The sequence below is a fragment of the Vibrio clamense genome, from assembly GCF_050337905.1.
Lineage (GTDB): Bacteria > Pseudomonadota > Gammaproteobacteria > Enterobacterales > Vibrionaceae > Vibrio > Vibrio cortegadensis.
The window spans coordinates 188992-209902 of record NZ_JAKJTJ010000019.1; the positions used below are offsets into that span (position 1 = coordinate 188992).

Annotated in this window: 18 protein-coding genes; 13 read left to right on the top strand and 5 right to left on the bottom strand. The window is 41.5% G+C overall.

Annotated features, from left to right (window positions below):
* Positions 1–10: 10 nt before the first annotated feature.
* On the bottom strand, positions 11–388 hold the full coding sequence (locus tag L4C39_RS03745) for a DUF6575 domain-containing protein (protein WP_429744538.1): 378 nt from the start codon (positions 386–388) through the stop codon (positions 11–13).
* 100 nt (positions 389–488) lie between these two features.
* Here L4C39_RS03745 and L4C39_RS03750 point away from each other — a divergent pair, with 100 nt between their 5' ends.
* From L4C39_RS03750 to cydC, 4 genes are all read left to right on the top strand, one after another.
* Complete coding sequence (locus L4C39_RS03750) at positions 489–1514, top strand: phage integrase (protein WP_429744540.1); 1026 nt, start codon at positions 489–491, stop codon at positions 1512–1514.
* Between the two features lie 257 nt (positions 1515–1771).
* The gene (gene trxB / locus L4C39_RS03755) at positions 1772–2731 is read left to right on the top strand and encodes a thioredoxin-disulfide reductase (RefSeq protein ID WP_429744542.1); all 960 of its coding nucleotides are present in this window, start codon (positions 1772–1774) and stop codon (positions 2729–2731) included.
* Between the two features lie 112 nt (positions 2732–2843).
* Positions 2844–4628 carry a heme ABC transporter permease/ATP-binding protein CydD gene (cydD, locus tag L4C39_RS03760; RefSeq protein WP_429744544.1) on the top strand — a complete coding sequence of 595 codons (1785 nt, stop codon included), beginning with the start codon at positions 2844–2846 and terminating at the stop codon, positions 4626–4628.
* Entirely contained in the window at positions 4621–6342 is a 1722-nt protein-coding gene (gene cydC, locus L4C39_RS03765; RefSeq protein WP_429744546.1) for a heme ABC transporter ATP-binding protein/permease CydC, read from the top strand. The genes cydD and cydC overlap by 8 nt, the downstream gene beginning before the upstream one ends.
* A 214-nt stretch (positions 6343–6556) precedes the next feature.
* Here cydC and serC read toward each other — a convergent pair whose 3' ends face one another.
* The gene (gene serC / locus L4C39_RS03770) at positions 6557–7654 is read right to left on the bottom strand and encodes a 3-phosphoserine/phosphohydroxythreonine transaminase (protein ID WP_017054526.1); all 1098 of its coding nucleotides are present in this window, start codon (positions 7652–7654) and stop codon (positions 6557–6559) included.
* 129 nt (positions 7655–7783) lie between these two features.
* On the bottom strand, positions 7784–9058 hold the full coding sequence (locus L4C39_RS03775; protein ID WP_429744548.1) for a DUF945 family protein: 1275 nt from the start codon (positions 9056–9058) through the stop codon (positions 7784–7786).
* Positions 9059–9266: 208 nt separating this feature from the next.
* Here L4C39_RS03775 and L4C39_RS03780 point away from each other — a divergent pair, with 208 nt between their 5' ends.
* The 3 genes from L4C39_RS03780 (at position 9267) to L4C39_RS03790 (ending at position 12455) form a co-directional block, all read left to right on the top strand.
* On the top strand, positions 9267–11246 hold the full coding sequence (locus tag L4C39_RS03780; RefSeq protein WP_113797310.1) for an ATP-binding protein: 1980 nt from the start codon (positions 9267–9269) through the stop codon (positions 11244–11246).
* A complete protein-coding gene (locus L4C39_RS03785) occupies positions 11239–11736 on the top strand; it encodes a response regulator (protein WP_429744550.1) in 498 nt (165 codons plus the stop codon). The genes L4C39_RS03780 and L4C39_RS03785 overlap by 8 nt, the downstream gene beginning before the upstream one ends.
* A 176-nt stretch (positions 11737–11912) precedes the next feature.
* Positions 11913–12455 carry a hypothetical protein gene (locus tag L4C39_RS03790; protein ID WP_261888302.1) on the top strand — a complete coding sequence of 181 codons (543 nt, stop codon included), beginning with the start codon at positions 11913–11915 and terminating at the stop codon, positions 12453–12455.
* Between the two features lie 136 nt (positions 12456–12591).
* On the opposite strand, the gene L4C39_RS03795 is transcribed toward L4C39_RS03790, so the two are convergent.
* On the bottom strand, positions 12592–13173 hold the full coding sequence (locus L4C39_RS03795) for a TfoX/Sxy family DNA transformation protein (protein WP_113797314.1): 582 nt from the start codon (positions 13171–13173) through the stop codon (positions 12592–12594).
* A 377-nt stretch (positions 13174–13550) separates the two neighbouring features.
* Here L4C39_RS03795 and L4C39_RS03800 point away from each other — a divergent pair, with 377 nt between their 5' ends.
* The 5 genes from L4C39_RS03800 (at position 13551) to L4C39_RS03820 (ending at position 18943) form a co-directional block, all read left to right on the top strand.
* Positions 13551–14471, top strand: coding sequence for an HDOD domain-containing protein (locus L4C39_RS03800; RefSeq protein WP_136993804.1), 921 nt, complete (start codon positions 13551–13553; stop codon positions 14469–14471).
* A gap of 27 nt (positions 14472–14498) precedes the next feature.
* Positions 14499–15404, top strand: coding sequence for a LysO family transporter (locus L4C39_RS03805; protein WP_017054533.1), 906 nt, complete (start codon positions 14499–14501; stop codon positions 15402–15404).
* Positions 15405–15478: 74 nt separating this feature from the next.
* Positions 15479–15991 (top strand): hypothetical protein, encoded by a 513-nt coding sequence (locus L4C39_RS03810; RefSeq protein WP_017054534.1) that lies wholly within the window; start codon positions 15479–15481, stop codon positions 15989–15991.
* A gap of 128 nt (positions 15992–16119) precedes the next feature.
* Complete coding sequence (panP, locus tag L4C39_RS03815; RefSeq protein ID WP_017054535.1) at positions 16120–17763, top strand: pyridoxal-dependent aspartate 1-decarboxylase PanP; 1644 nt, start codon at positions 16120–16122, stop codon at positions 17761–17763.
* Between the two features lie 325 nt (positions 17764–18088).
* Positions 18089–18943 (top strand): MurR/RpiR family transcriptional regulator, encoded by an 855-nt coding sequence (locus L4C39_RS03820; protein WP_017054536.1) that lies wholly within the window; start codon positions 18089–18091, stop codon positions 18941–18943.
* 138 nt (positions 18944–19081) lie between these two features.
* On the opposite strand, the gene L4C39_RS03825 is transcribed toward L4C39_RS03820, so the two are convergent.
* Positions 19082–20311 carry an iron-containing alcohol dehydrogenase gene (locus L4C39_RS03825; RefSeq protein ID WP_017054537.1) on the bottom strand — a complete coding sequence of 410 codons (1230 nt, stop codon included), beginning with the start codon at positions 20309–20311 and terminating at the stop codon, positions 19082–19084.
* A gap of 331 nt (positions 20312–20642) precedes the next feature.
* On the opposite strand from L4C39_RS03825, the gene L4C39_RS03830 reads away from it, so the two are divergent.
* Positions 20643–20909 (top strand): GrxA family glutaredoxin, encoded by a 267-nt coding sequence (locus tag L4C39_RS03830; protein WP_017054538.1) that lies wholly within the window; start codon positions 20643–20645, stop codon positions 20907–20909.
* The last annotated feature ends 2 nt before the right edge of the window (positions 20910–20911 follow it).

A 20911-nucleotide genomic window follows, 5' to 3' on the forward strand; every position in this document is an offset into this window, starting at 1 on the left:
AAATAAGCCCTTAAGCTTCTTCAAGGTCAACTTCAAAATCTAGAGGTGGTAAGTTCACCAAGTGTTTATTCATGCCATTCACCAACTCTACCTTCGCGGGCTTCCCCACTCCATCTGAATAAATTGAGGCCATATAAAGCTCTGCAGCTTGATGAAAAGCATCATGAAAGCTCACTTGGTTGTTTAGTAAACTTGCCAACAAAGGCTTAGTCACTGGAATGTAAGCCCACTTAATGCATTTACCTTCTTCGTAATCACCACTCCAATACACCATAAATCTTTGAGTATTTTCATTTTTTACAGAGAAGCACTTTGGCCCTAAAAAATCTTCATACACTTCTAATAATTCTAATTTTCCGAGCTGCGTACCCGTAGGAAGTAAGTTCATTGCTCATACCTTATGTTTCTAAGTTTATATAACGAACATTGATTTTTACCTTACAATAAAATACTGTTTATATATACAGTTATTTTTAAGTATATGCGTGATGACAATTAGAAATTTAAAAGACGGCAGTAAGAAGCCTTGGAATGTAGAAGTTTATCCAACTGGCCGAACAGGAAAACGAATTCGTAAACGCTTCGCAACCAAAGGCGAAGCATTAAGCTATGAGCAATTCATTATTCATGAAGCAAAAGACAAACCATGGCTAGGTGAAAAAGCAGACAAACGCAGGCTGGATGAGCTTATTGAACTTTGGTATAAGCTTCACGGTAAGCATCTTAAATCGGGTATCGCCGTACAAAAACGTTTGATGGCTATTAGTCGTGCTTTGCTCAACCCTGTAGCCATGACTTTCAGTGCCGCTGATTTCTTTCATTACCGTGCATCTAGAACGAACATTTCCCCTAAAAGTGCAAATAAAGGCAAAGAACTTAAAGCATCTTCACATAACTATGATCAGCAATGCTTACAGAGTATGTTTTCTCACCTGATCGAAATTGGCGAATGGAACTTCCCCAACCCAATGAAAGGGATTAAAAGGCTCAAGAACCACGAAACTGAGTTAGCCTATTTAACTCAAGATGAGATAACCATTCTATTAAACGAAACAAAAGGCACTCTAGATGTAGAACAAGCAAAGCTCATTTTCAAAATATGCTTATCAACTGGCGCGAGGATTATGGAAGCGGCGGAACTGAAAGGTTCGCAAGTGGATAAGTACAAAATCACTTTTACAAAAACAAAAGGGAAACGAAATAGAACAGTTCCTATTTCTGAAGAGCTTTACAACGAGATATATAAACCTACTAACGGGCGATTGTTCAATTATTCGTATTCGTCACTCTATAACTGTTTAAGCAGCACGTTACCGAACCTTCCTAATGGGCAAGCGACTCACATTCTTCGCCATACTTTCGCCTCTCATTTCATGATGAACGGTGGCAATATTTTAGTATTACAGCGTATTCTTGGACACCAGAAGATAGAACACACGATGAACTATGCTCACTTTTCACCAGACCATTTGAGTGAAGCTGTACACCTAAACCCTATGGCTAAACGAAAATAATCAGTGGCGACAAAATGGCGGCATATTTTACTTATATCCATAGATATATGTATATATACACAGTGTCCAGTAAATTCTAAGTCACTGATAATTCAACAAAGCCTTGGTATACCTAGTGTCTTGAAAATCACTTAATATTCTAACCTATAACCAATAATTCCGTTTTACACCTTGTTTACACTTTTATTACCCCCATATTTTCCATACAATCCTTATCACTATATTTATTCAAGCTATCTGCTGATTTCGGAGTCCTAATGAGCGACGTAAAGCATTGTAATTTATTAATTCTTGGTTCAGGCCCTGCTGGCTATACGGCAGCGGTTTATGCGGCACGTGCAAACCTGCAACCAGTGATGATCACGGGCATGCAGCAAGGTGGCCAACTAACAACCACAACAGAAGTTGAAAACTGGCCAGGTGATCCTGAAGGACTCACAGGCCCAGCACTAATGGAGCGCATGAAAGAGCACGCCGAACGTTTCGAAACTGAAATTGTGTTTGATCACATTAACGAAGTCGATCTGAGTACTCGTCCATATCGCCTTAAAGGCGATTCAGCAGAATATACCTGTGATGCGCTAATTATTTCGACTGGGGCTTCTGCTAAATATTTAGGTTTAGAATCTGAAGAAGCATTCAAAGGTCGTGGCGTTTCCGCTTGTGCAACTTGTGATGGTTTCTTCTACCGCAACCAAAAAGTCGCGGTTGTGGGTGGTGGTAACACGGCCGTTGAAGAGGCACTTTACCTCTCGAATATCGCTTCTGAAGTTCATCTTATTCACCGCCGTGATACTTTCCGCGCTGAAAAAATCCTAATCAAACGCTTAATGGATAAAGTGGAGAGCGGTAACATCGTTCTTCATACCGACCGTGTACTTGAAGAAGTATTGGGCGATGACATGGGCGTAACGGGTGTTCGCGTGAAAGATACTCAATCTGACGCGACTCAAGATATTGATGTAATGGGCGCGTTTATTGCCATAGGCCACCAGCCAAACACCGCTATTTTCAAAGGCCAATTAGAGATGAAAGATGACTACATCATCGTGAACTCAGGTCTAAGTGGAAATGCGACCCAAACCAGTATTGAAGGTGTTTTTGCTGCCGGTGATGTTATGGATCATAACTACCGCCAAGCGATCACTTCAGCCGGAACGGGTTGCATGGCGGCACTAGATGCAGAGCGATTCCTTGACGGATTAAATGATAAATAACTTATTTTTCATTTTTGTCGTAAAACCCTAAAGCCCAGTGGTATATCCACTGGGCTTTTCTTTGTATACTACCTCGCTATAACTTCATAATAATTATCATTAAGCCTTCTAAATGGATAAGAAAAAGCAACGCGACTTGAATAAGTGGCTCAAGCAACAGAGTAAGTTAGCCAAACGCTGGCTTATGATTGCCGTGGGCCTTGGCGTAGTATCAAGCGTGTTTTTATTGGCTCAAGCCGCTCTACTCGCCTCCATACTTCAACAACTGATTATCGACCACACAGATAAATATGAGTTACTGCCTCACTTTGCAGGGTTAGCGCTGATGATTGCGCTGCGTGCTGCTTGTTCTTGGGGACGAGAAATTGCCGGGTTTAAATGTGGAGAAGAGATCCGCGTTTATATCAGGCAGCTCATACTCGATAAACTCAGGGGACTTGGACCAGCCTATATTAAAGGAAAGCCAGCGGGAACGTGGGCAACACTGCTGCTGGAACAAGTTGAAGATATGCAAGATTTCTTCGCCCGTTATTTGCCGCAAATGTCGCTCTCGGTGCTCATCCCGTTCGTGATCTTAATTGTCGTGTTCCCTGTTAACTGGGCTGCAGGATTAATTTTTCTGATTACTGCCCCATTGGTGCCTCTTTTCATGGCATTAGTTGGAATGAAAGCAGCCGATGCAAACCGTAAGAATTTTAAAGCCTTGCAACGTCTGTCTGGTCATTTCTATGACCGATTACAATCGATGACGACGATTCGTCTGTTCAACCGGACTCATGCAGAAACTGAAGTTCTTAAAGGGGCATCTGAAGTATTCCGTACTCGTACAATGGACGTTTTGAAGATTGCATTCTTATCTTCTGCCGTTCTAGAGTTTTTCACTTCTATCTCGATTGCTATTACTGCCGTCTACTTTGGCTTTAGCTACATTGGTGAATTGAATTTCGGCCATTATGGTGCAGGCGTTACCCTATTCGCTGGCTTATTTATCCTGATCCTTGCGCCTGAATTTTACCAACCACTACGCGACCTAGGCACGTTTTATCACGCCAAAGCACAAGCAGTTGGTGCGGCTGAAAGTATTGTTGAGTTCCTAGAAACAGATATTACGAAGATCCAATCAGGTAATACCCTACTCGCTCAACCAGAAAAAATAGATATTGTTGCTCACGATCTAAAAGTAGTGAGCCCGGAAGGCATTCAACTGGTCGGCCCGATATCCTTCACTCTTGCATCCAACCAATCCACCGCGCTAGTCGGCCCAAGTGGTGCAGGTAAAACCAGTTTGATCAATGCAATTCTCGGTTTCATGCCTTATGAAGGTAGCCTGAAAGTGAATGGCGTTGAGATGAAAGAACTCGACCTGACCCATTGGCGCAAACAGATTAGTTGGATTGGACAGAACCCATTGTTACTCCACGGGACAATTCGTGACAACGTAACTCTAGGTAAGCATAATATCTCTGACTCAGACGTTCATGCCGTGATTGAAAATGCCTTCGCTGCCGAATTTGTCAATCAACATGGTTTAGATTACCCAATATCCGATCGTTCAGGTGGGTTATCGGTAGGACAAGCCCAGCGGATCGCCTTAGCAAGAGCAATGCTACAAAATGGATCATTCTGGCTACTGGATGAACCTACTGCGAGTTTAGATGCCCGTAGTGAGCAGTTAGTGATGCAGGGTATAGAGAAATACACGGAATCGACCACATCTCTCATGGTTACTCACCAGTTAGAACCTTTGCGCAGCGTTAATCAAATTCTAGTGATGCAAAAAGGTCAAGTTGTTCAATCTGGCAGCTATCAAGAACTACAACAACAAGACGGACTGTTTGCCGAGATGCTAAGTGCAAACCTCGCTCAACATAATGATAAGGGGAATTTAGATGCGTGATTTACTCCCATATCTAAAGCTGTATAAAAAGCATTGGTTTGGTCTCTCGCTAGGTATGTTGCTTGGATTCGCAACTCTGTTCGCCTCTATTGGCCTGCTGACCCTTTCTGGTTGGTTTATCTCCGCCTCGGCTATTGCAGGGTTAACCATCGCCAGAGAAACATTTAACTATATGCTGCCCGGCGGTGGCGTTCGTGGTTTTGCCATGGGTCGAACTGCTGGACGTTGGGGTGAGCGTGTCATTAGTCATAACGCGACCTTCAAACTACTGACTGATCTGCGCATTTTCTTTTTCCAAAAACTCGCACCATTAATTCCAGGCCGAGTTTCCAACCTACGAGACGCTGACCTTCTAAACCGATTGGTTGCAGATGTTGATGCGATGGATCATGTTTATCTGCGCTTAATCAGCCCTGTTACTATTGGTGTTGTGGGCATCGCTTGTTTGACAGCATTTTTGTGCTGGTTTGATATGACTCTTGGTCTTACTTTAGGTGCAATCTTAGCTATTGCTCTTATTTTATGGCCGATATTGTTCTATAAACTAGGCAAACAGAATGGGGCGGAACTGACACAAAATAAAGCTGACCTACGTATTACCGCCTTAGATTGGTTACAAGGCTACAGTGAGTTGACTCTATTTGGAGCGGAAGAGCGCTACAGACAGGCGATCACTTTGGCTCAAACGAAGTTGATAAAAAATCAGTTTGTAAATGCGAACTTAAGTGGCCTTGCGACCGCTTTATTAATGCTAGTTAATGGTTGGGCTCTGGTTCTTATGCTTTGGCTTGCAGCGGATGGTGTCGGTGGTAATCAACCCGATCCTCTTATCGCACTGATGGCATTTGCGACTATGGCAAGTTTCGAGCTGTTAATGCCAATCGCAGGTGCATTTCAGCATTTAGGTCAAACTCTCACTTCTGCTCGTCGTTTAAATGACGTTATTCTTGCAAAGCCAGATGTTCAATTTTCAGAGCAAGAAATTAAGCACTCTGGACACTACGGTATTCATTTCAATAATGTCACTTTTGCGTACCCAGACAGCGACAAAAATGTCCTAAACAGTGTCGAGCTCTCCATACCTGCAGGTCACAAGGTCGCGATTGTAGGACAAACAGGTTCTGGTAAATCGACTCTGCTTCAACTGCTTACCCGTTACTGGGACCCGCAGCAAGGTGCAATCAGTATTGCTGACCAAGCGCTGACTCAATGGAGTGAAGGTCAACTGCGAGAAGCAATAAGCGTTGTAAGCCAGCGAGTTGACATACTCAACGGCAGCTTGAGAGACAACCTCATCATGGCATCACCGGATGCAACAGATGAGCAATTAGCAACGGTACTTAACAGCGTGGGGCTAGAATCACTTAATGAAGGTCTAGGTTTAGAGGCTTGGTTAGGTGACGGTGGTAGACAACTTTCTGGTGGTGAAAAACGCCGTATTGGTATTGCACGAGCACTGTTACATGATGCGCCGATCATTCTTTTGGATGAGCCAACAGAAGGGCTAGATAAACAAACTGAGAAAAACATTATGCAGCTGTTTAAGCAGCATTTTGCCAACAAAACCGTACTGTTTATTACCCACCGCCTAGTCGAACTCGATAGCATGGATTCGATATGTTTAATTGAGCATGGTCAGATCCTGGAACACGGACATCACCAGTCATTAATTGAGCAAAAAGGTCGTTATTACCAACTTTGCCAGACGCTATAGGCTTGGTTTTATAGACAGATTCAAATTTAACAAGCAGGGCTAATTTTATAAGTATGCCTGGATTTATAAATAAACCGGTTCCATAAAAAGCTTGGTTACAAACAAAGAAACCCACTAAGAAGTTAACTTTTTAGTGGGTTTCTTGTATAAGCAGAGCTGTTATTTCGAAAGCGACATACAAAACAACTGACGAAGGCCGCTTTTTCCTAATCAGTTAATCAGCATATTCACTTTCAAACGATGCCATGAAATCGACTAAGGCTTTAACGCCTTCAAGCGGCATTGCGTTATAAATCGAAGCTCGCATACCACCAACCGCTCGGTGACCTTTCAGAGCTTGTAGCCCTGAAGCTTCTGCTAACTCAAGAAACTTGCTATCAAGTTCAGGTTTAAGCAGTTGGAAGGGCACATTCATCAATGAACGATTGTCTGCATGAACATCATTCTTATAGAACGGTGATTGATCAATATAAGCATAAAGAAGTGCCGCTTTCTCACGGTTTACTTGTTCAATCGCTTTCACACCGCCCTGCTCTTTCAGCCATTTGAAAACCAGACCTGATAAATACCAAGCAAAGGTCGGCGGCGTGTTGTACATGGAATCTTTTTCAGCCAACACTTTGTAGTTCAAAATACTTGGCAGAGCTTGAGCAGCAAGATCTAACAGATCATCACGAACAATCACAATACACAGACCAGCAGGGCCGATATTTTTCTGCGCGCCTGCGTAAATAACACCATATTTTGAAACATCGATTTCGCGCGATAAAATCGTCGATGACATATCAGCCACGATCGGTTTATCAGTGACAGGCAAATCATTAATTTCAATCCCATCAATGGTTTCGTTTGGGCAGAAATGCACATAAGCCGCATCAGTTGCGACTGGCCATTCACTTGCAGGTAGAACGGCTACTTTGCCCTCTTTCTCTGTTTTGGCAACAAAGACATCTGGCTCACAATACTTGTTCGCTTCTGCTATCGCACTTTCAGCCCAATAGCCTGCATCGACATAAGTCGCCGTTTTCGACTGCCCTAGTAGATTCATTGGAACCGCAGCAAATTGTGCTCGAGCACCACCTTGGCAAAACAAAACTTTGTAATTGTCTGGAACATTCAACAAGTCACGCAGATCTTGTTCTGCCTCTTCAGCAACTTTAATAAAGGGTTTGCTGCGGTGGCTTATTTCCATCACAGACGTACCTAAGCCGCCCCAATTGATGAACTCCGCTTGTGCTTTCTGCATCACTGCTTTAGGTAACGCCGCTGGGCCTGCACTAAAGTTAAAAATATTGTCCGTAATCGGCTCCATGATTTTATTGCTCCTGCTCATTCTTGTTTTGTAGTGGTTAGTTAACAAATACCATGTTTTGCTTCACTTAAAAAGCAAGAAAAGAGGTCTTCAGACCTCTTTTCTTCACTAACTGCATGATTTATCAGTTTACTTCGCTGCTTGGCCCATTAATGCAGGCATTAGCAGAGCGAAAACTGGCACTTGCTGGCCATTTTCGAAAACTAAATTACCATCATTCAATTCCGCTTTAATTTCATACCCAGCATCCGTTTGAGTGATCATTTCCATCACGATCAGTTCATCAATACCCTCTTGTATAAATGGATACTCAGTCACGAGTTCATTCGAAAAATACGTATTTAGATTACCGGTTAAAGCAGGAACTAAAGCGCCAGGATTTTGTGATACATTTTCAGTACCTTCAGGTACCGTCATTAACCACTGAGACTGAAATTCACCTTCTCCAAGCTTCAGTGACACTTTATTCATCGAAATATCAAAGCCTTTAGCAAAAAGCGTATCAACAGCAGGGAGCAACGATTGAACGTCTTCTTCAGTCAACTCGGGGTTAGTCTGAATTAGCTCAAAAATTTTCTCAAATGAGTGAATGTCCAATTTCGCCAATTCGAAATCAACACTTAAATCATTCACCACACCATCAACTGTCATCATTTTCGAGATATCTAAAAGCACTTTGCTGCTGAGGCGTTGCGTTTTATCATCAATAGATGACTCAAACTGATACGTCGAGTCGTCCATGCTGAACATTGGCTGAGCGTTGTTAGCATTCACAACAAAAGTATCAATATTATACTGCTGAGTCCCTAACCAATATCCTTGAGCTTGCTTACCATCTCCGTCGCCTGATATGCCAGAGAGTGCCACTTGCTCGCCATTAGCAAAATTCAGCTGTATAGAGGGGATATCCAACTGATATGTCAACTGCCCCAGAACACTCGCACTTCCTGTAATTTCTGACTTTGCAACAGCGATAGAAACAGCACCTTCACCAGCGGTTTGGTGATTCCATGATTCTAAATCCAATGAAAATTCTGTATTACCATTAAGCTGTGTAGTGGTGGTAAGTGTAAGAGGCAGTTCTTCAAGTCCATCGATTGTTGATACTGCATTTAAGCTCACCAATCCATGTTCAACTTCACTCTTAACTAAAAATTCAGACGGTAACCCATCAGCTTCCAATTGCTCAATAAGCACAGGGTCGGTTACTTGGTAACGAGTTAATACACGTGAAGAGAAGTAACTTCTATCATACTCAACCACTTCCGCTTGAATCGAGGCCGAATTGAGGTGCTCGACCCCATCAGTGATAACATTTTTACCAATTTGACCAACCGCTAAAGGCCAACATAACGCTAACGAAATTGCACCGCCAACTGCGGCTATTTTTCTTAATTCTTTCATGGATTGTCTTCTAACCTTCTGAGTTTATGAATCCAGTCTATCCTATGTTTTCAAATGAGAAAACATTGAGTTACGTCACTGTATTGTTTTATTGCTGTTTTCAGAGACTATTTTTAATACTTAGCTCTCAATCAATAATTTCGTTTATTGCTACATTGCCAGTATATATTTGTAAAATTATTGCTGTGTTAATTATGTGGGGTATAGAGTGAACCGTTATGCTGTTTTATGTTTAGACAATAACCCTATCAGCATCGAACAGATTCGTTCGGAGCTGGCCTCATTTGCTCATCGCTTCGATATCCACACCGCAGATACCATCGAAGAAGCAGAGCAGACCCTCACCTACCTTAAAGAACAACAGCAATCGGTCGCACTGGTCATTGCAAGCCATCATACTCAGTTCAATGGCGTTGATTTTCTCATTCAACTGGATAGATCAACTCATACACAGCAAGCTCGTAAGGTTCTAGTCAGTTGCAGTAGTGACATTCAAGCGATTCTATCTGCGGTCAATGAAGGACGATTGGATCACTGCCTCACTAAACCACTACAAGATAAGGTGCTTTACAAAACCGCCCAAAAAGAGCTAACAACGTTTATTTTGTCACACGAAAAAGAGGATTTACTTCACTATAGCCAAGTCTTAGACCAACAGAAAATATTAAGGGCTCACATTGAAAACAAAATGCAATCTTATCGAGCGGGTTTCATTCATGATTTTCATAATTTATCCGATAGTGAGTTAGCCGAACAGGTTATTGGTGCCTTAGGTCTATTTTTCGAACAACAAGATGAACACCATGCATGCCGAACTTATTCTCCCGATCACCTGCTGACAAAAGAAGGTGAAGAGAACCGATTCCTGTGGTTTATCACTGAAGGCGAAGTGGCACTATATAAGAAAGATGACTTAGGCGTGCAGCGCGAGGTAGTTCGACACTCAAAAGGCAACCTTGTCGGTGGTATGTCTTTTGTTACTGGCGAAAACTCATTTTCTACAGCCATTACGCTGACAAAAACTCAAGTGATTAAACTCGAACGTGATGTATTCGCTCAAGTGATGCACTCCGACAGTAGTTTGTTACCATTATTTACTAATCTACTACTTAGGCATTTCAACCGTAGGCTTCAACGCAGCATCAACACTAAATTAGAGTTGCAAAAAACACTGGAATCGTTGGAGTCCGCTCATCAACAATTAATCGAACGTGAAAAAATGGCCATGCTTGGTCAGCTTGTTGCTGGGGTTGCCCACGAATTAAATAACCCTGTCGCGGCGATTTTGCGAGGAGCGGAGACGTTAGCGAAGAATATTGATGAGTTAGTTAAATTAGAATCAAGCCAAGATATACACATCAAAGGCGCCGAAGTGCTCAATCAAGCGATGCTGTCACACCCCATGTCCACTTCCCAAGTCAGAGAACAAGCTAAGCAGATACAGGAACGAGTGGGCGATCGTCTTATTGCCAAAAAATTAGTCCAGCTGAAATTAGATCAAGACGAAGACTTCGTGCAATCTTTGAGCAACAAAAATGCCCAGAGTATTAGTTCCCTCAACCAACTAGAAAAGTACCACCTTACTGGTTCAACGTTACGCTCTGTTCATGTCTGTGCTCAACGTATTGCGGATATGGTCAAGAGTTTGAAGGGCTACGCACGACCTGATGATGAAACCAACCATACCGTTGATATCCATGAAGGTATAGAAGACACTTTAGTGATATTCGAAAACCGCCTCAAAATGCATACCCTTATAAAAGAGTATCAAAATATCGCTCCGGTTTTTTGCCAACCCATCGCTTTACAGCAGGTATGGACGAATTTAATCTCTAATGCGATCGATGCATTCCCCGAGAATGGCATACTTGAGATATCAACTGAGCAGTGCTTCAGAAATGGGAACCACTACGTTACTGTCAACTTTAAAGATAACGGCAGTGGGATCCCTGAAGAGCAGAAGAGAAAAATTTTTGAATTAAACTACACGACAAAAAAAGAAGGAAACTTTGGGCTCGGTATTGGTCTATCCGTTTGCCAACAAATTCTCACCGCTCACAAAGGGTGGATCGAAGTCGATTCCGTTCCTAATCAGTACACTCATATGAAAGTTTGGTTACCAGTCGATCAACGGCTAATCGCCAGTAATAATCCATCGAAATCAGAGCAAGGAGTAAGCCATGAATAAATATCTTATTTTATGTGTCGATGATGAAAGAGAAGTTCTAGACAGTGTGTTACAAGATCTTGCTCCATTCGAAGATAACTTTGTTGTGGAAGGTGCTGAATCTGTTTCTGAAGCTCGTAATGTTATCCAAGAAATGTCCGATGAAGGTATTAAGCTTGCCCTTATTTTATGTGACCACATCATGCCAGAGCAGACAGGCATCAGCTTCTTGATCGAGCTGAACCAAAATAAGCAGACCAAAAATGCACGTAAAATTTTACTCACTGGGCAAGCTGGTCTCGAAGATACGATTGAAGCGGTTAACCACTCATGCTTAGACTTCTATATCGCCAAACCATGGTACGGAGATAAACTTCGAGAAACATTAACCGAGCAGTTAACTGATTACATGATCAAGCATGATGATAATCTAATGTCTTGGGCATCGGCTTTAAACACTGAAAAGATATTTAATGCTATTGCTGAAAATCGCATTAACTTTGGAGAATAGTGACATTATCAGGGTAAGTGGCACTTTATTTGCTAGTTTTTTGAGTAAACGACAAAACAATGACATTTTTTATGATGACCTTTTCTTTTTATGCATTAAAATGTCAGGTAATAATTTGACGATTTAGAGATTAGCTTTAAATCAAAGATTTAACTCGATAAAGGTTTACCGTTATTATGCGCAAAACATTACTTGCAGCAGCATTGTTGCTGGCATCAAACCACGCTCTTGCACAAGAAGATCCAAACCAATCAATGAGCAACTTTAGCTATGATTACTTAGAAGCTCGTATTGGCGCAAGCCCTGTTACATTCGGTGCCGCTATGAGTAAATCTGTGCACCCAAATGCTCACGTTATTGGCCGTATCGATTCTGAATTTGACGGTGACTTTGATTCCGCTGTTGGTTTCGGCTTTCATGCTCCAATCAACAATTGGGCTGATATGACCGGCTCTATGTTAATGCGCGTTGCACAGCCAAGTGATAAAAGCAGTGCAGATGTTGGCATGGAGTTAAACCTAGGAGTGCGTCAATGGCTTGGTCCACAACTTGAAGTTGGTGGCAGTGGTGGTTACGTATCTATTGATGATAACGATGATTGGATTGCTTCAGCTTACGTTAGGTTCCATTCAACAGAATTGTTCTCTGTTGGCGCAGAAGCTCGAATTAATGATTTCTACGGCGACCAAGCGATGTTCACAACACGCTTTAAGTTTTAAATAACGACAAGGTTTTAAATAACGACAAGCTTTACATCGTTATTGATTTAAACAGCGTGTTTGCTATATACAATTGTTATAAAAAAACCGAGGCAGTGTCCTCGGTTTTTTTTCGTCGATTTTTTGTCTACTGATCTTATTCGCAAAACTCTAATAACTGGCGTTTTCTTGGCTCTTGAATCAACTTCCAATGAATTCCGTCAATGGCCCCTGCAAATTTCCATAGCAATTTGATATCAACATCATTCCCATACGCTTTTTTAACTTTACGAAAGACGTCAGAAGCACCCAATTCCATAAATGTAGAAACATCATCGACACCGGCCTTTTTCACCATTCTTTCAAGGGTTAATTGCATGTTAGGGAGATCTCGAAGACGACGGCTCGCGGATGATTTTTGGTAATTTCTTTGCCTAACGGAGTAATTAATAGACTCTTCAACGATTGAATGTAGCTCACGATGATCCGCTGTAAATAAGTGAGTAATGTCATAATAGTTTACTGTTGCGGTCGTCTGTTTTTTAACATGGCGATACTTCTCGCAATCTAGCACTTTCAGTTTTTCGTCTAGTTCATGGCCACCACGGATAAAGATAGAGTCATTACTGATGAGTGCATACATCGCCTCATCCATAAAGAGGCCGATACCACCAAACATAGAACGTTTTTGGGAAGTACCAAACTGCTCTACATAATTATAAAAATTGTGCCCTGTCATATCTATTGATCCTTAATCTGAATTACCCCGATTAGTTATGATCACCAGATAGCAGCTTGTAATTTTCGCGAAAAATTTTATAAATCAATTAGTTGTATAATAATTATTATTTAGCATAGATGCTATTATGGGTACCAATGATACTTAACAAAACAAATTAAGTCTGGTCACAGCTCACATCAAACAAATCTCAACGGCCTAAAAATGTGACAAAATGCACATTACAAATCAAATCAATGCAGCATTTCTCTAACATAATACAAAAAAAACAACATCCCATTTATTGACACAATACTTAATTTGCTTCTCATTCTATTGCGTTAAACCAAACGTTAAAGGTACACTGTATTCATATAAAGCCTTCGGTACTTTTCTCTATGGAACACCTCTCTTTTTACTGGTTACCGCACAATGAATCACAGCTTCTTAAAGGGTTAGAAACTGAATTTGCTCAGCTTGTCGAGCAATCCATTAGTTCAGGAAAGATATCTCTTCCTCCAATCCCAGATGTGGTCTTAAAAATCCAACAATTATGTACTTTTGAAGCGACAGGTATTTCAGAAATTGCAGAGTGTTTGCTGGAAGACCCAGGGTTAACTGCGGTTGTAATTCGTATCGCTAATTCTGTTGTTTTTAATCGCCGTAATATCACTTGCCATGACTTGATGACTGCGGTATCTCGACTAGGCATCTTACGAGTAAGAGATATCGTTACCGCCCAAGCGATTGAACAGCTCAAGCATAGCGTCAATCTCACCAACGAATGCAGCGCGATTCTATCTCAAAGTGCTCATGTTTCTCGCGAACTCGGGGCAACGATGGTACTAGTAACCAACGAATTCAAACGCCGAGCTCCTGATCAACATTCGAATTTAGAACACGAGAAGGCACTACTGGTTGGGCTTCTTGCGGATATTGGCCTATTTTGCTTGGTTAATGAGTACCATCACTATTTAGAAAATGGCAATTATTTGGATCAAGACCTTGCGATGCAGATCTTCCAAAGTCGATGTGCTATTACTAGCAAACAGGTGCTAAAACGTTGGGGCTTCGACGTTGATTTTATTGAAGTCGCATCAAATGAACCTTCTTCTGCCGAGCACTCCAATGTCTCTTACCTCGATATCGCTCGAATATCTAATCATTTATTGATGTTTAGAAGTGAAGATGAAAATATTGATGAACATGAAGTTGAATTCGATCTCGTTGGGGCTGAAATACTTTATGAATTAAGCAATTTAAGCGAAGAAGTTTTCAGATCTAAGATTCAGGATGTAATCAACACAAGCGGCTTCTAAATAAACAACAAGGATGGTTAATCAACAATGTTTACAGGGATGATTTTCATTTTTGCCCCACTGGTGGTGGGGTATCTATTTTCCATATCAAAACAGTCAGTGTTAAATGTCATCAATAAAGCTACTTCATATTTAATATATGTCATTCTAGCTTTGATGGGATTAAGCCTTGCTGCACTTGATAATCTCAGTGAAAATTTACAAGTCATTTTACAGTTCACAGGAACTTTCTTTATCTGCTTAAGCGTATGTAACTTGGCAGGGCTTCCTCTGATCGATAAATTAATGCCTATCCAAACAGACCAATCCAATACTAAGTTGCCACTATCAAGTATGGCACTAGAATCACTTAAACTTATTCTTGTTGTCGGCAGCGGTCTCATCATAGGGTTATTGCTTCCAATCGATCTATCTTGGGTAGACACCGCGAGTGAGTGGATCTTGTTTATTTTACTGTTTTTTATTGGCATTCAATTAAGAAACAGTGGCTTAACGTTACGACAAATTCTGCTCAACAAACACGGAATGGTCATTGCTCTTGTGGTTGTCGGAACTTCGATGATTGGAGGTATTATCGCCTCATTCATTCTGGACATTCCAATGGCTCGTGGTTTAGCAATGGCATCCGGTTTTGGTTGGTATTCACTCGCAGGTATTTTAATGGGTGATGCTTTTGGCCCGGTTTATGGTGGGGCCTCCTTTATGATTGAACTACTTAGAGAACTTGTCTCTTTAGTACTTATACCTCTATTTATTCGTAGCGCACCATGCACCTCTATCGGCTATGCTGGGGCGACAGCGATGGACTTTACCTTACCTGTAATCCAAACAACTGGCGGCGTCAGATGTGTTCCGATAGCCATTGTAAGTGGTTTTATTTTAAGTATTTTAGTCCCAATAATGATGTTGTTCTTTGTTTCACTTGCTAGCTAGATCGCATGAATTTGTATTCAGCTCTATTACAATACGCAAAAAATAATAATCAAAATAATTCAAAAGGAATCACTATGAAACGCTTTATTATCGGAATGCTTCTCGCCACCTCTTCAACCATGAGTCTAGCGTCTGATACTCAATGCTTAACTGGAAAATATGACGCTTATATTGATGCTTCGCTAACTTGGTATCAAGACCTTGTCGATTTAACATCAGCTCAATATCCGAACCTAAATGAAGTCGGGGAATGGTTTTTAGAGGGGCGTAAACATCATTTTGAACTTAATCGAGCAGCCGTTCATTACTACCTTAAAAATGATTCGAGTAAAGTCGCGACTGAACAACCAATTGAAGCTTGGTTGCAATTAGAGCAGAAAGATATCAAAGAGTTAGCTTCTAAAGACAATGCGCTAGGCAAGATTGCGACTTCAACTTTCAATGACCGTCAATCAACTCCGCACGATAAAAACTATGAGTTAAGATCCGCTTTTGCTGACCTTCTTAGCCACCCAAAAAACATTGATAGTGCGTTAAACAAGTACAATCAAGCGATCAAAACCGTCGAAAATACAGTATGTAAATAGGCTATCATCCTCTTTACCACATCATTTGCTGGAAAATTCGTTTTCATAATTAAGACGGGACATTGTTCCCGTTTTCGTTTAAATTATCTCGCTCGCGCTTTTAAATAATAGAAAAATAACTAGCTGCTATGGTATCGGAACAAAAAACTGTTGACGTAAATTTCGAAAGCTTACTTCGAATTTTCACTGTCCCAGAAGGACCTGATTCAACGTTAACTCAAATCGAAGAAAAACTTTCCCAAAATCTTAATCAATTCTTACGTGAACATATCGTCGCGGAAGAGAAGCCATTACTCGAAATCGAGAAAGATTTTTCTAATGCTCATATCCCAGAGCAACCTGAGTTTGTCTCTGAACATACTGAACACTTGCTAGATTCTCTCGTCGCGCATTCTGTACATACTGCATCACCAAGTTTTATTGGGCACATGACCTCTGCTCTGCCCTATTTCTTAATGCCGCTATCTAAGATCATGATTGCGCTAAACCAAAATTTGGTAAAAATCGAGACATCTAAAGCTTTCACTCCTCTTGAACGCCAAGTTCTAGGTATGCTTCATCGTCTTATCTATCAGCAAGATGATAAGTTTTATTCTCGATGGATGCACAGTTCGAATCACTCATTAGGTGCGTTTTGCTCTGGTGGCACCATTGCGAACATCACCGCTCTTTGGGTTGCACGTAACAATGCTTTACGAGCGGAAGGTTCATTCAAAGGTGTCGAAAAAGAGGGCTTATTCCGTGCAATGAAACACTATGGCTATGAAGGTTTAGCCATCTTAGTTTCAGAACGTGGTCACTACTCGCTTAAAAAAGCGGCCGATGTTCTTGGGATTGGCCAAGATAGTCTTATTGCGATCAAGACCGACCACCACAACCGAATTTGTCCACGAGCACTGGATGAAAAAATGAGCGAGCTAAAGGCTAATAAGATATTGCCATTTGCTGCCATTGGTGTTGCAGGCACAACAGAAACCGGCAATATTGATCCGTTGAAAGAAATGGCTGCTATATGTAGAAAACATGACTGCCATTTCCATGTTGATGCCGCTTGGGGTGGCGCAACGTTAATGTCGAATTCTCATCGTTCGCTGCTTGATGGCATCGAAGAGGCGGACTCAGTCACCATTGACGCTCACAAACAGCTTTATATTCCAATGGGTGCAGGAATGGTGCTGTTTAAAGATCCTGACGCAATGATGGCAATCGAACATCACGCTCAGTATATTCTTAGAAAAGGCTCGAAAGATTTAGGCAGCCATACTCTTGAAGGCTCACGTTCAGGTATGGCAATGCTTGTTTATGCCAGCATGCATATTATCGGGCGACCGGGTTACGAACTTTTAATTAATGAAAGTATTGAAAAAGCTCAATATTTCGCAGAGCTAATTCAACAGCAACAAGATTTTGAGTTAGTTTCTCAGCCTGAGCTGTGCTTACTGACCTACCGCTATCTTCCTCAAGACGTAAAACAAGCCTTGTTCATTGCGGATAAAGGAAGTAAGAAAAAGCTCAACAACTTGATCAATGAGCTAACCAAGTTCGTTCAGAAGAAGCAGCGTGAGACTGGAAAATCATTTGTGTCCAGAACTCAACTCAATCCTGAGCAATGGGATGAGCTTAATACCATCGTATTTAGAGTGGTATTGGCAAACCCATTAACCACCCACGACATTCTTCAATCGGTTCTTGTTGAACAGAGACAAATCGCCTCTTTAGCACCTAAATTAATGGCTAAAATTCAGCAATTAACGCAAGAAATCCTCGCTTAATAGTAATTTGAAATTACACCAAAATGAAAATTTATTTCGTTTTGGTGTAACAAATACATCAGCCTCGTGCTAGAAAAGCCTGTTTTTTTTCCACTTAGCCTCCAATTCTGTAGTTTTCCCAAAATATTGTTTGAGGCTTGTCATATTCTAGCCAATTGGTTTCGACTTTTGTTATAGGCTAAGCACAGTTACGTTTATACTATTTTTATGGTGCTGGTTTGCTCTTGTCATTAAATATTCACCTAGCTCTGCTAGTGGTGATAACTTCTGATTCAGAAGTAATGGCAAAAATCAGCAAGTTGTTCTCTACGCCCTCGTGAACACTATGAATACATTAGAAAAAATACAAAAAAATCTAGAAAATTTTAGCAAATCTGAGCGAAAAGTAGCTGAAGTTATCATGGCGTCGCCCCAAACAGCAATCCACTCTAGTATTGCGACACTAGCCAAAATGGCTGATGTCAGTGAACCTACAGTTAACCGCTTCTGTCGTCGTCTTGATACTAAAGGTTTCCCAGACTTTAAATTGCACCTTGCACAAAGCCTTGCGAATGGAACGCCTTATGTAAACCGTAACGTTGAAGAAGATGACGGTCCTGATGCTTACACGCATAAGATCTTTGAATCGACAATGGCGTGTTTAGATGTAGCGAAAAATAGCATCGACTCTATGCAGATAAATCGTGCTGTGGATTTGCTCACTCAAGCTAAACGAATTTCATTCTTTGGTCTTGGAGCTTCTTCTGCTGTTGCAAAAGATGCACAGAATAAGTTCATTCGCTTCAATATCCCAATCACTTGTTTTGAAGATATTGTCATGCAACGTATGAGCTGCATAAATTGCAGTGATAACGATGTGATTGTCCTTATCTCTCATACTGGTCGTACGAAAAGCCAAGTTGAAGTTGCGAATCTCGCTCGTGAAAACGGTGCAACTGTCATTGCTATCACAGCAAAAGATTCACCTCTTGATAAAGCGAGCTCACTGTCTATTTCACTTGATGTACCTGAAGATACTGACGTTTATATGCCAATGGCAAGCCGTGTAGTACAGATGACGGTCATTGATGTGCTAGCGACAGGTTTTACTCTTCGTCGTGGATCTGGTTTTCGTGACAACTTAAAGCGAGTTAAAGATTCTCTTAAAGATTCTCGCTACGATAAGATGTCGCAATTTTAAGATTCCAATGACTAACACAAGCGAGTCTCAACATATTAGTATGTTCAATAATATGTCGAGACTCACTTTTTTATCTTTGCACTGTACGCCTACAATTTATCTATCTCCAAGCCGTTAGCCTCCACCTCCCTGATAGCACTATTTCTCAGCCTGCAATATAGAATCAATCACTTTCACATTTGCTTGCGTGACTGAGTCTTGCGTTTCACAAACACACACCGATCCACAAACTTGATTTAAAATGTGTATTAGCCTCTCTTCATTTAAAGGTAATGGGTTTCCTTTAATCGCAACCGACTGTAATGCGTCTTGCGCGACTTGTTCAAAAGAGGTACTGCAAACACCGAATTCGGAAAGGTGAGGCAGTGCTAATTTATCCAGTACCATTTGCACCCAAAGCACACTGTCCTCAATATGAGCGTTGGTTCGCCCAGTGACTATCTGTGCGATTCTTTTATATCGGTTTAAGATATCACTACGCCCTGCCGCTTTTGCCTCATTGATATTTTCACTCATGACAAATGGAGCCAAACGCCCACTGATCACGCTATGTGGTGCATTAAGCTTTCCACCAAGAGCGGAGGCTAACCCATGAGCAGCGCCTAGTTTTGCATTGGTAATTGCCATCCCTCCTAGCATTGCTGCAAAAGAGAGGTCAGCTCGAGCTTTATGATCATCTTGTTTGCAGGCCGCAATAATCGACGGGCTTAATCGACGAAGTCCCTCTTCACACACCATGTCGGTGAGTGGGTTTGGGTCCCCGCATACATACGCCTCCATCAGATGAGTAAATGCATCCATTGCGCCTCTTCCAGAGGTATACGCATCAGTTCCATATGTAAGCGTAGGATCAACAATAGCGACATCAGCCAACATATCAGGGCTTCGCAGACTCACTTTCACTCGATCTTGACCTGATTTCAATACTGCATTTTTTGTCACTTCAGACCCTGAGCTTGCTGTGGTGGGGATGGCAATAAGCGGAATTGGCTTCGTTTTTAATGGTACATTTCGCCCAACGACTTCTACGTAATCATAAACATCCCCTTGATTTGGAATAACAGCCGCCAACGCCTTACCCATATCAATCACACTACCGCCTCCGATAGCGACCACCATATCGGGCTGAAATTTTCGCCCCGATACCGCCGTTTCCTCAACCATTGTAATATTGGGTTCACCATTGATGGCGACATGTTGATAACGCATTGATTGATTTTTAAGGTATTGGATTATGGGGGAGGACCGCTCAGGATCTTGACCCGTGACGAGTAAAACACTGTAGCCAAATTGATTCAGTATCGATAGCGAGGACTGTAACGCCCCCTCACCAAAAATTATCCGAGTTGACGTCATAAATTGAAACATGCGATATCCTTATGCTTACCTAATTTCGTCGTTGATAGACAATTTAGGCTCAAATTCGATTCGATGGACTCAGTACAGATTGCGCTTTAAATACGCATAAATATTTGATTTGGTGCAATTTGCAGATAAGAATCCCGATGCATTGCCTGTTTTTTGCACCGTATCACAATTGAGATGAGACGTTTCAAGTCAAGCTCACGATTTCTGTAACCACCGTTTTGCTCACGAAATCACCTGATAGGTTTTACCTATTGAAACAACAGGTAAATCTGTCTTTATTTCCTTTGACTATTGAGGCATAGTTGCTTTCAAGAAAATAAAGGAGAGAGTTATGTTTGTTGTTATCTTTGGTCGCCCTGCTTGTCCATTCTGTGTTCGTGCAAAAGAGCATGCTGAAACGTTAAAAGCGAAACGTGATGATTTCAACTATCGCTATGTTGATATCCATGCCGAAGGCATCAGCAAAGCTGATCTTGAAAAAACAGTTGGTAAGCCAGTTGAAACTGTTCCTCAAATCTTTGTAGATCAAGACCATATCGGTGGTTGTACAGAATTTGAAGCATACGCTAAAGAGCACCTTGGTCTATTTGACGAGTAATC

What these genes read in the sequence shown, in the direction of transcription:
- L4C39_RS03745 (WP_429744538.1), bottom strand. Translation starts at nt 388, where the DNA reads ATGAACTTACTTCCTACGGGTACGCAGCTCGGAAAATTAGAATTATTA.
- L4C39_RS03750 (WP_429744540.1), top strand. Translation starts at nt 489, where the DNA reads ATGACAATTAGAAATTTAAAAGACGGCAGTAAGAAGCCTTGGAATGTA.
- trxB (WP_429744542.1), top strand. Translation starts at nt 1,772, where the DNA reads ATGAGCGACGTAAAGCATTGTAATTTATTAATTCTTGGTTCAGGCCCT.
- cydD (WP_429744544.1), top strand. Translation starts at nt 2,844, where the DNA reads ATGGATAAGAAAAAGCAACGCGACTTGAATAAGTGGCTCAAGCAACAG.
- cydC (WP_429744546.1), top strand. Translation starts at nt 4,621, where the DNA reads ATGCGTGATTTACTCCCATATCTAAAGCTGTATAAAAAGCATTGGTTT.
- serC (WP_017054526.1), bottom strand. Translation starts at nt 7,654, where the DNA reads ATGGAGCCGATTACGGACAATATTTTTAACTTTAGTGCAGGCCCAGCG.
- L4C39_RS03775 (WP_429744548.1), bottom strand. Translation starts at nt 9,058, where the DNA reads ATGAAAGAATTAAGAAAAATAGCCGCAGTTGGCGGTGCAATTTCGTTA.
- L4C39_RS03785 (WP_429744550.1), top strand. Translation starts at nt 11,239, where the DNA reads ATGAATAAATATCTTATTTTATGTGTCGATGATGAAAGAGAAGTTCTA.
- L4C39_RS03790 (WP_261888302.1), top strand. Translation starts at nt 11,913, where the DNA reads ATGCGCAAAACATTACTTGCAGCAGCATTGTTGCTGGCATCAAACCAC.
- L4C39_RS03795 (WP_113797314.1), bottom strand. Translation starts at nt 13,173, where the DNA reads ATGACAGGGCACAATTTTTATAATTATGTAGAGCAGTTTGGTACTTCC.
- L4C39_RS03800 (WP_136993804.1), top strand. Translation starts at nt 13,551, where the DNA reads ATGGAACACCTCTCTTTTTACTGGTTACCGCACAATGAATCACAGCTT.
- L4C39_RS03805 (WP_017054533.1), top strand. Translation starts at nt 14,499, where the DNA reads ATGTTTACAGGGATGATTTTCATTTTTGCCCCACTGGTGGTGGGGTAT.
- L4C39_RS03810 (WP_017054534.1), top strand. Translation starts at nt 15,479, where the DNA reads ATGAAACGCTTTATTATCGGAATGCTTCTCGCCACCTCTTCAACCATG.
- panP (WP_017054535.1), top strand. Translation starts at nt 16,120, where the DNA reads ATGGTATCGGAACAAAAAACTGTTGACGTAAATTTCGAAAGCTTACTT.
- L4C39_RS03820 (WP_017054536.1), top strand. Translation starts at nt 18,089, where the DNA reads ATGAATACATTAGAAAAAATACAAAAAAATCTAGAAAATTTTAGCAAA.
- L4C39_RS03825 (WP_017054537.1), bottom strand. Translation starts at nt 20,311, where the DNA reads ATGTTTCAATTTATGACGTCAACTCGGATAATTTTTGGTGAGGGGGCG.
- L4C39_RS03830 (WP_017054538.1), top strand. Translation starts at nt 20,643, where the DNA reads ATGTTTGTTGTTATCTTTGGTCGCCCTGCTTGTCCATTCTGTGTTCGT.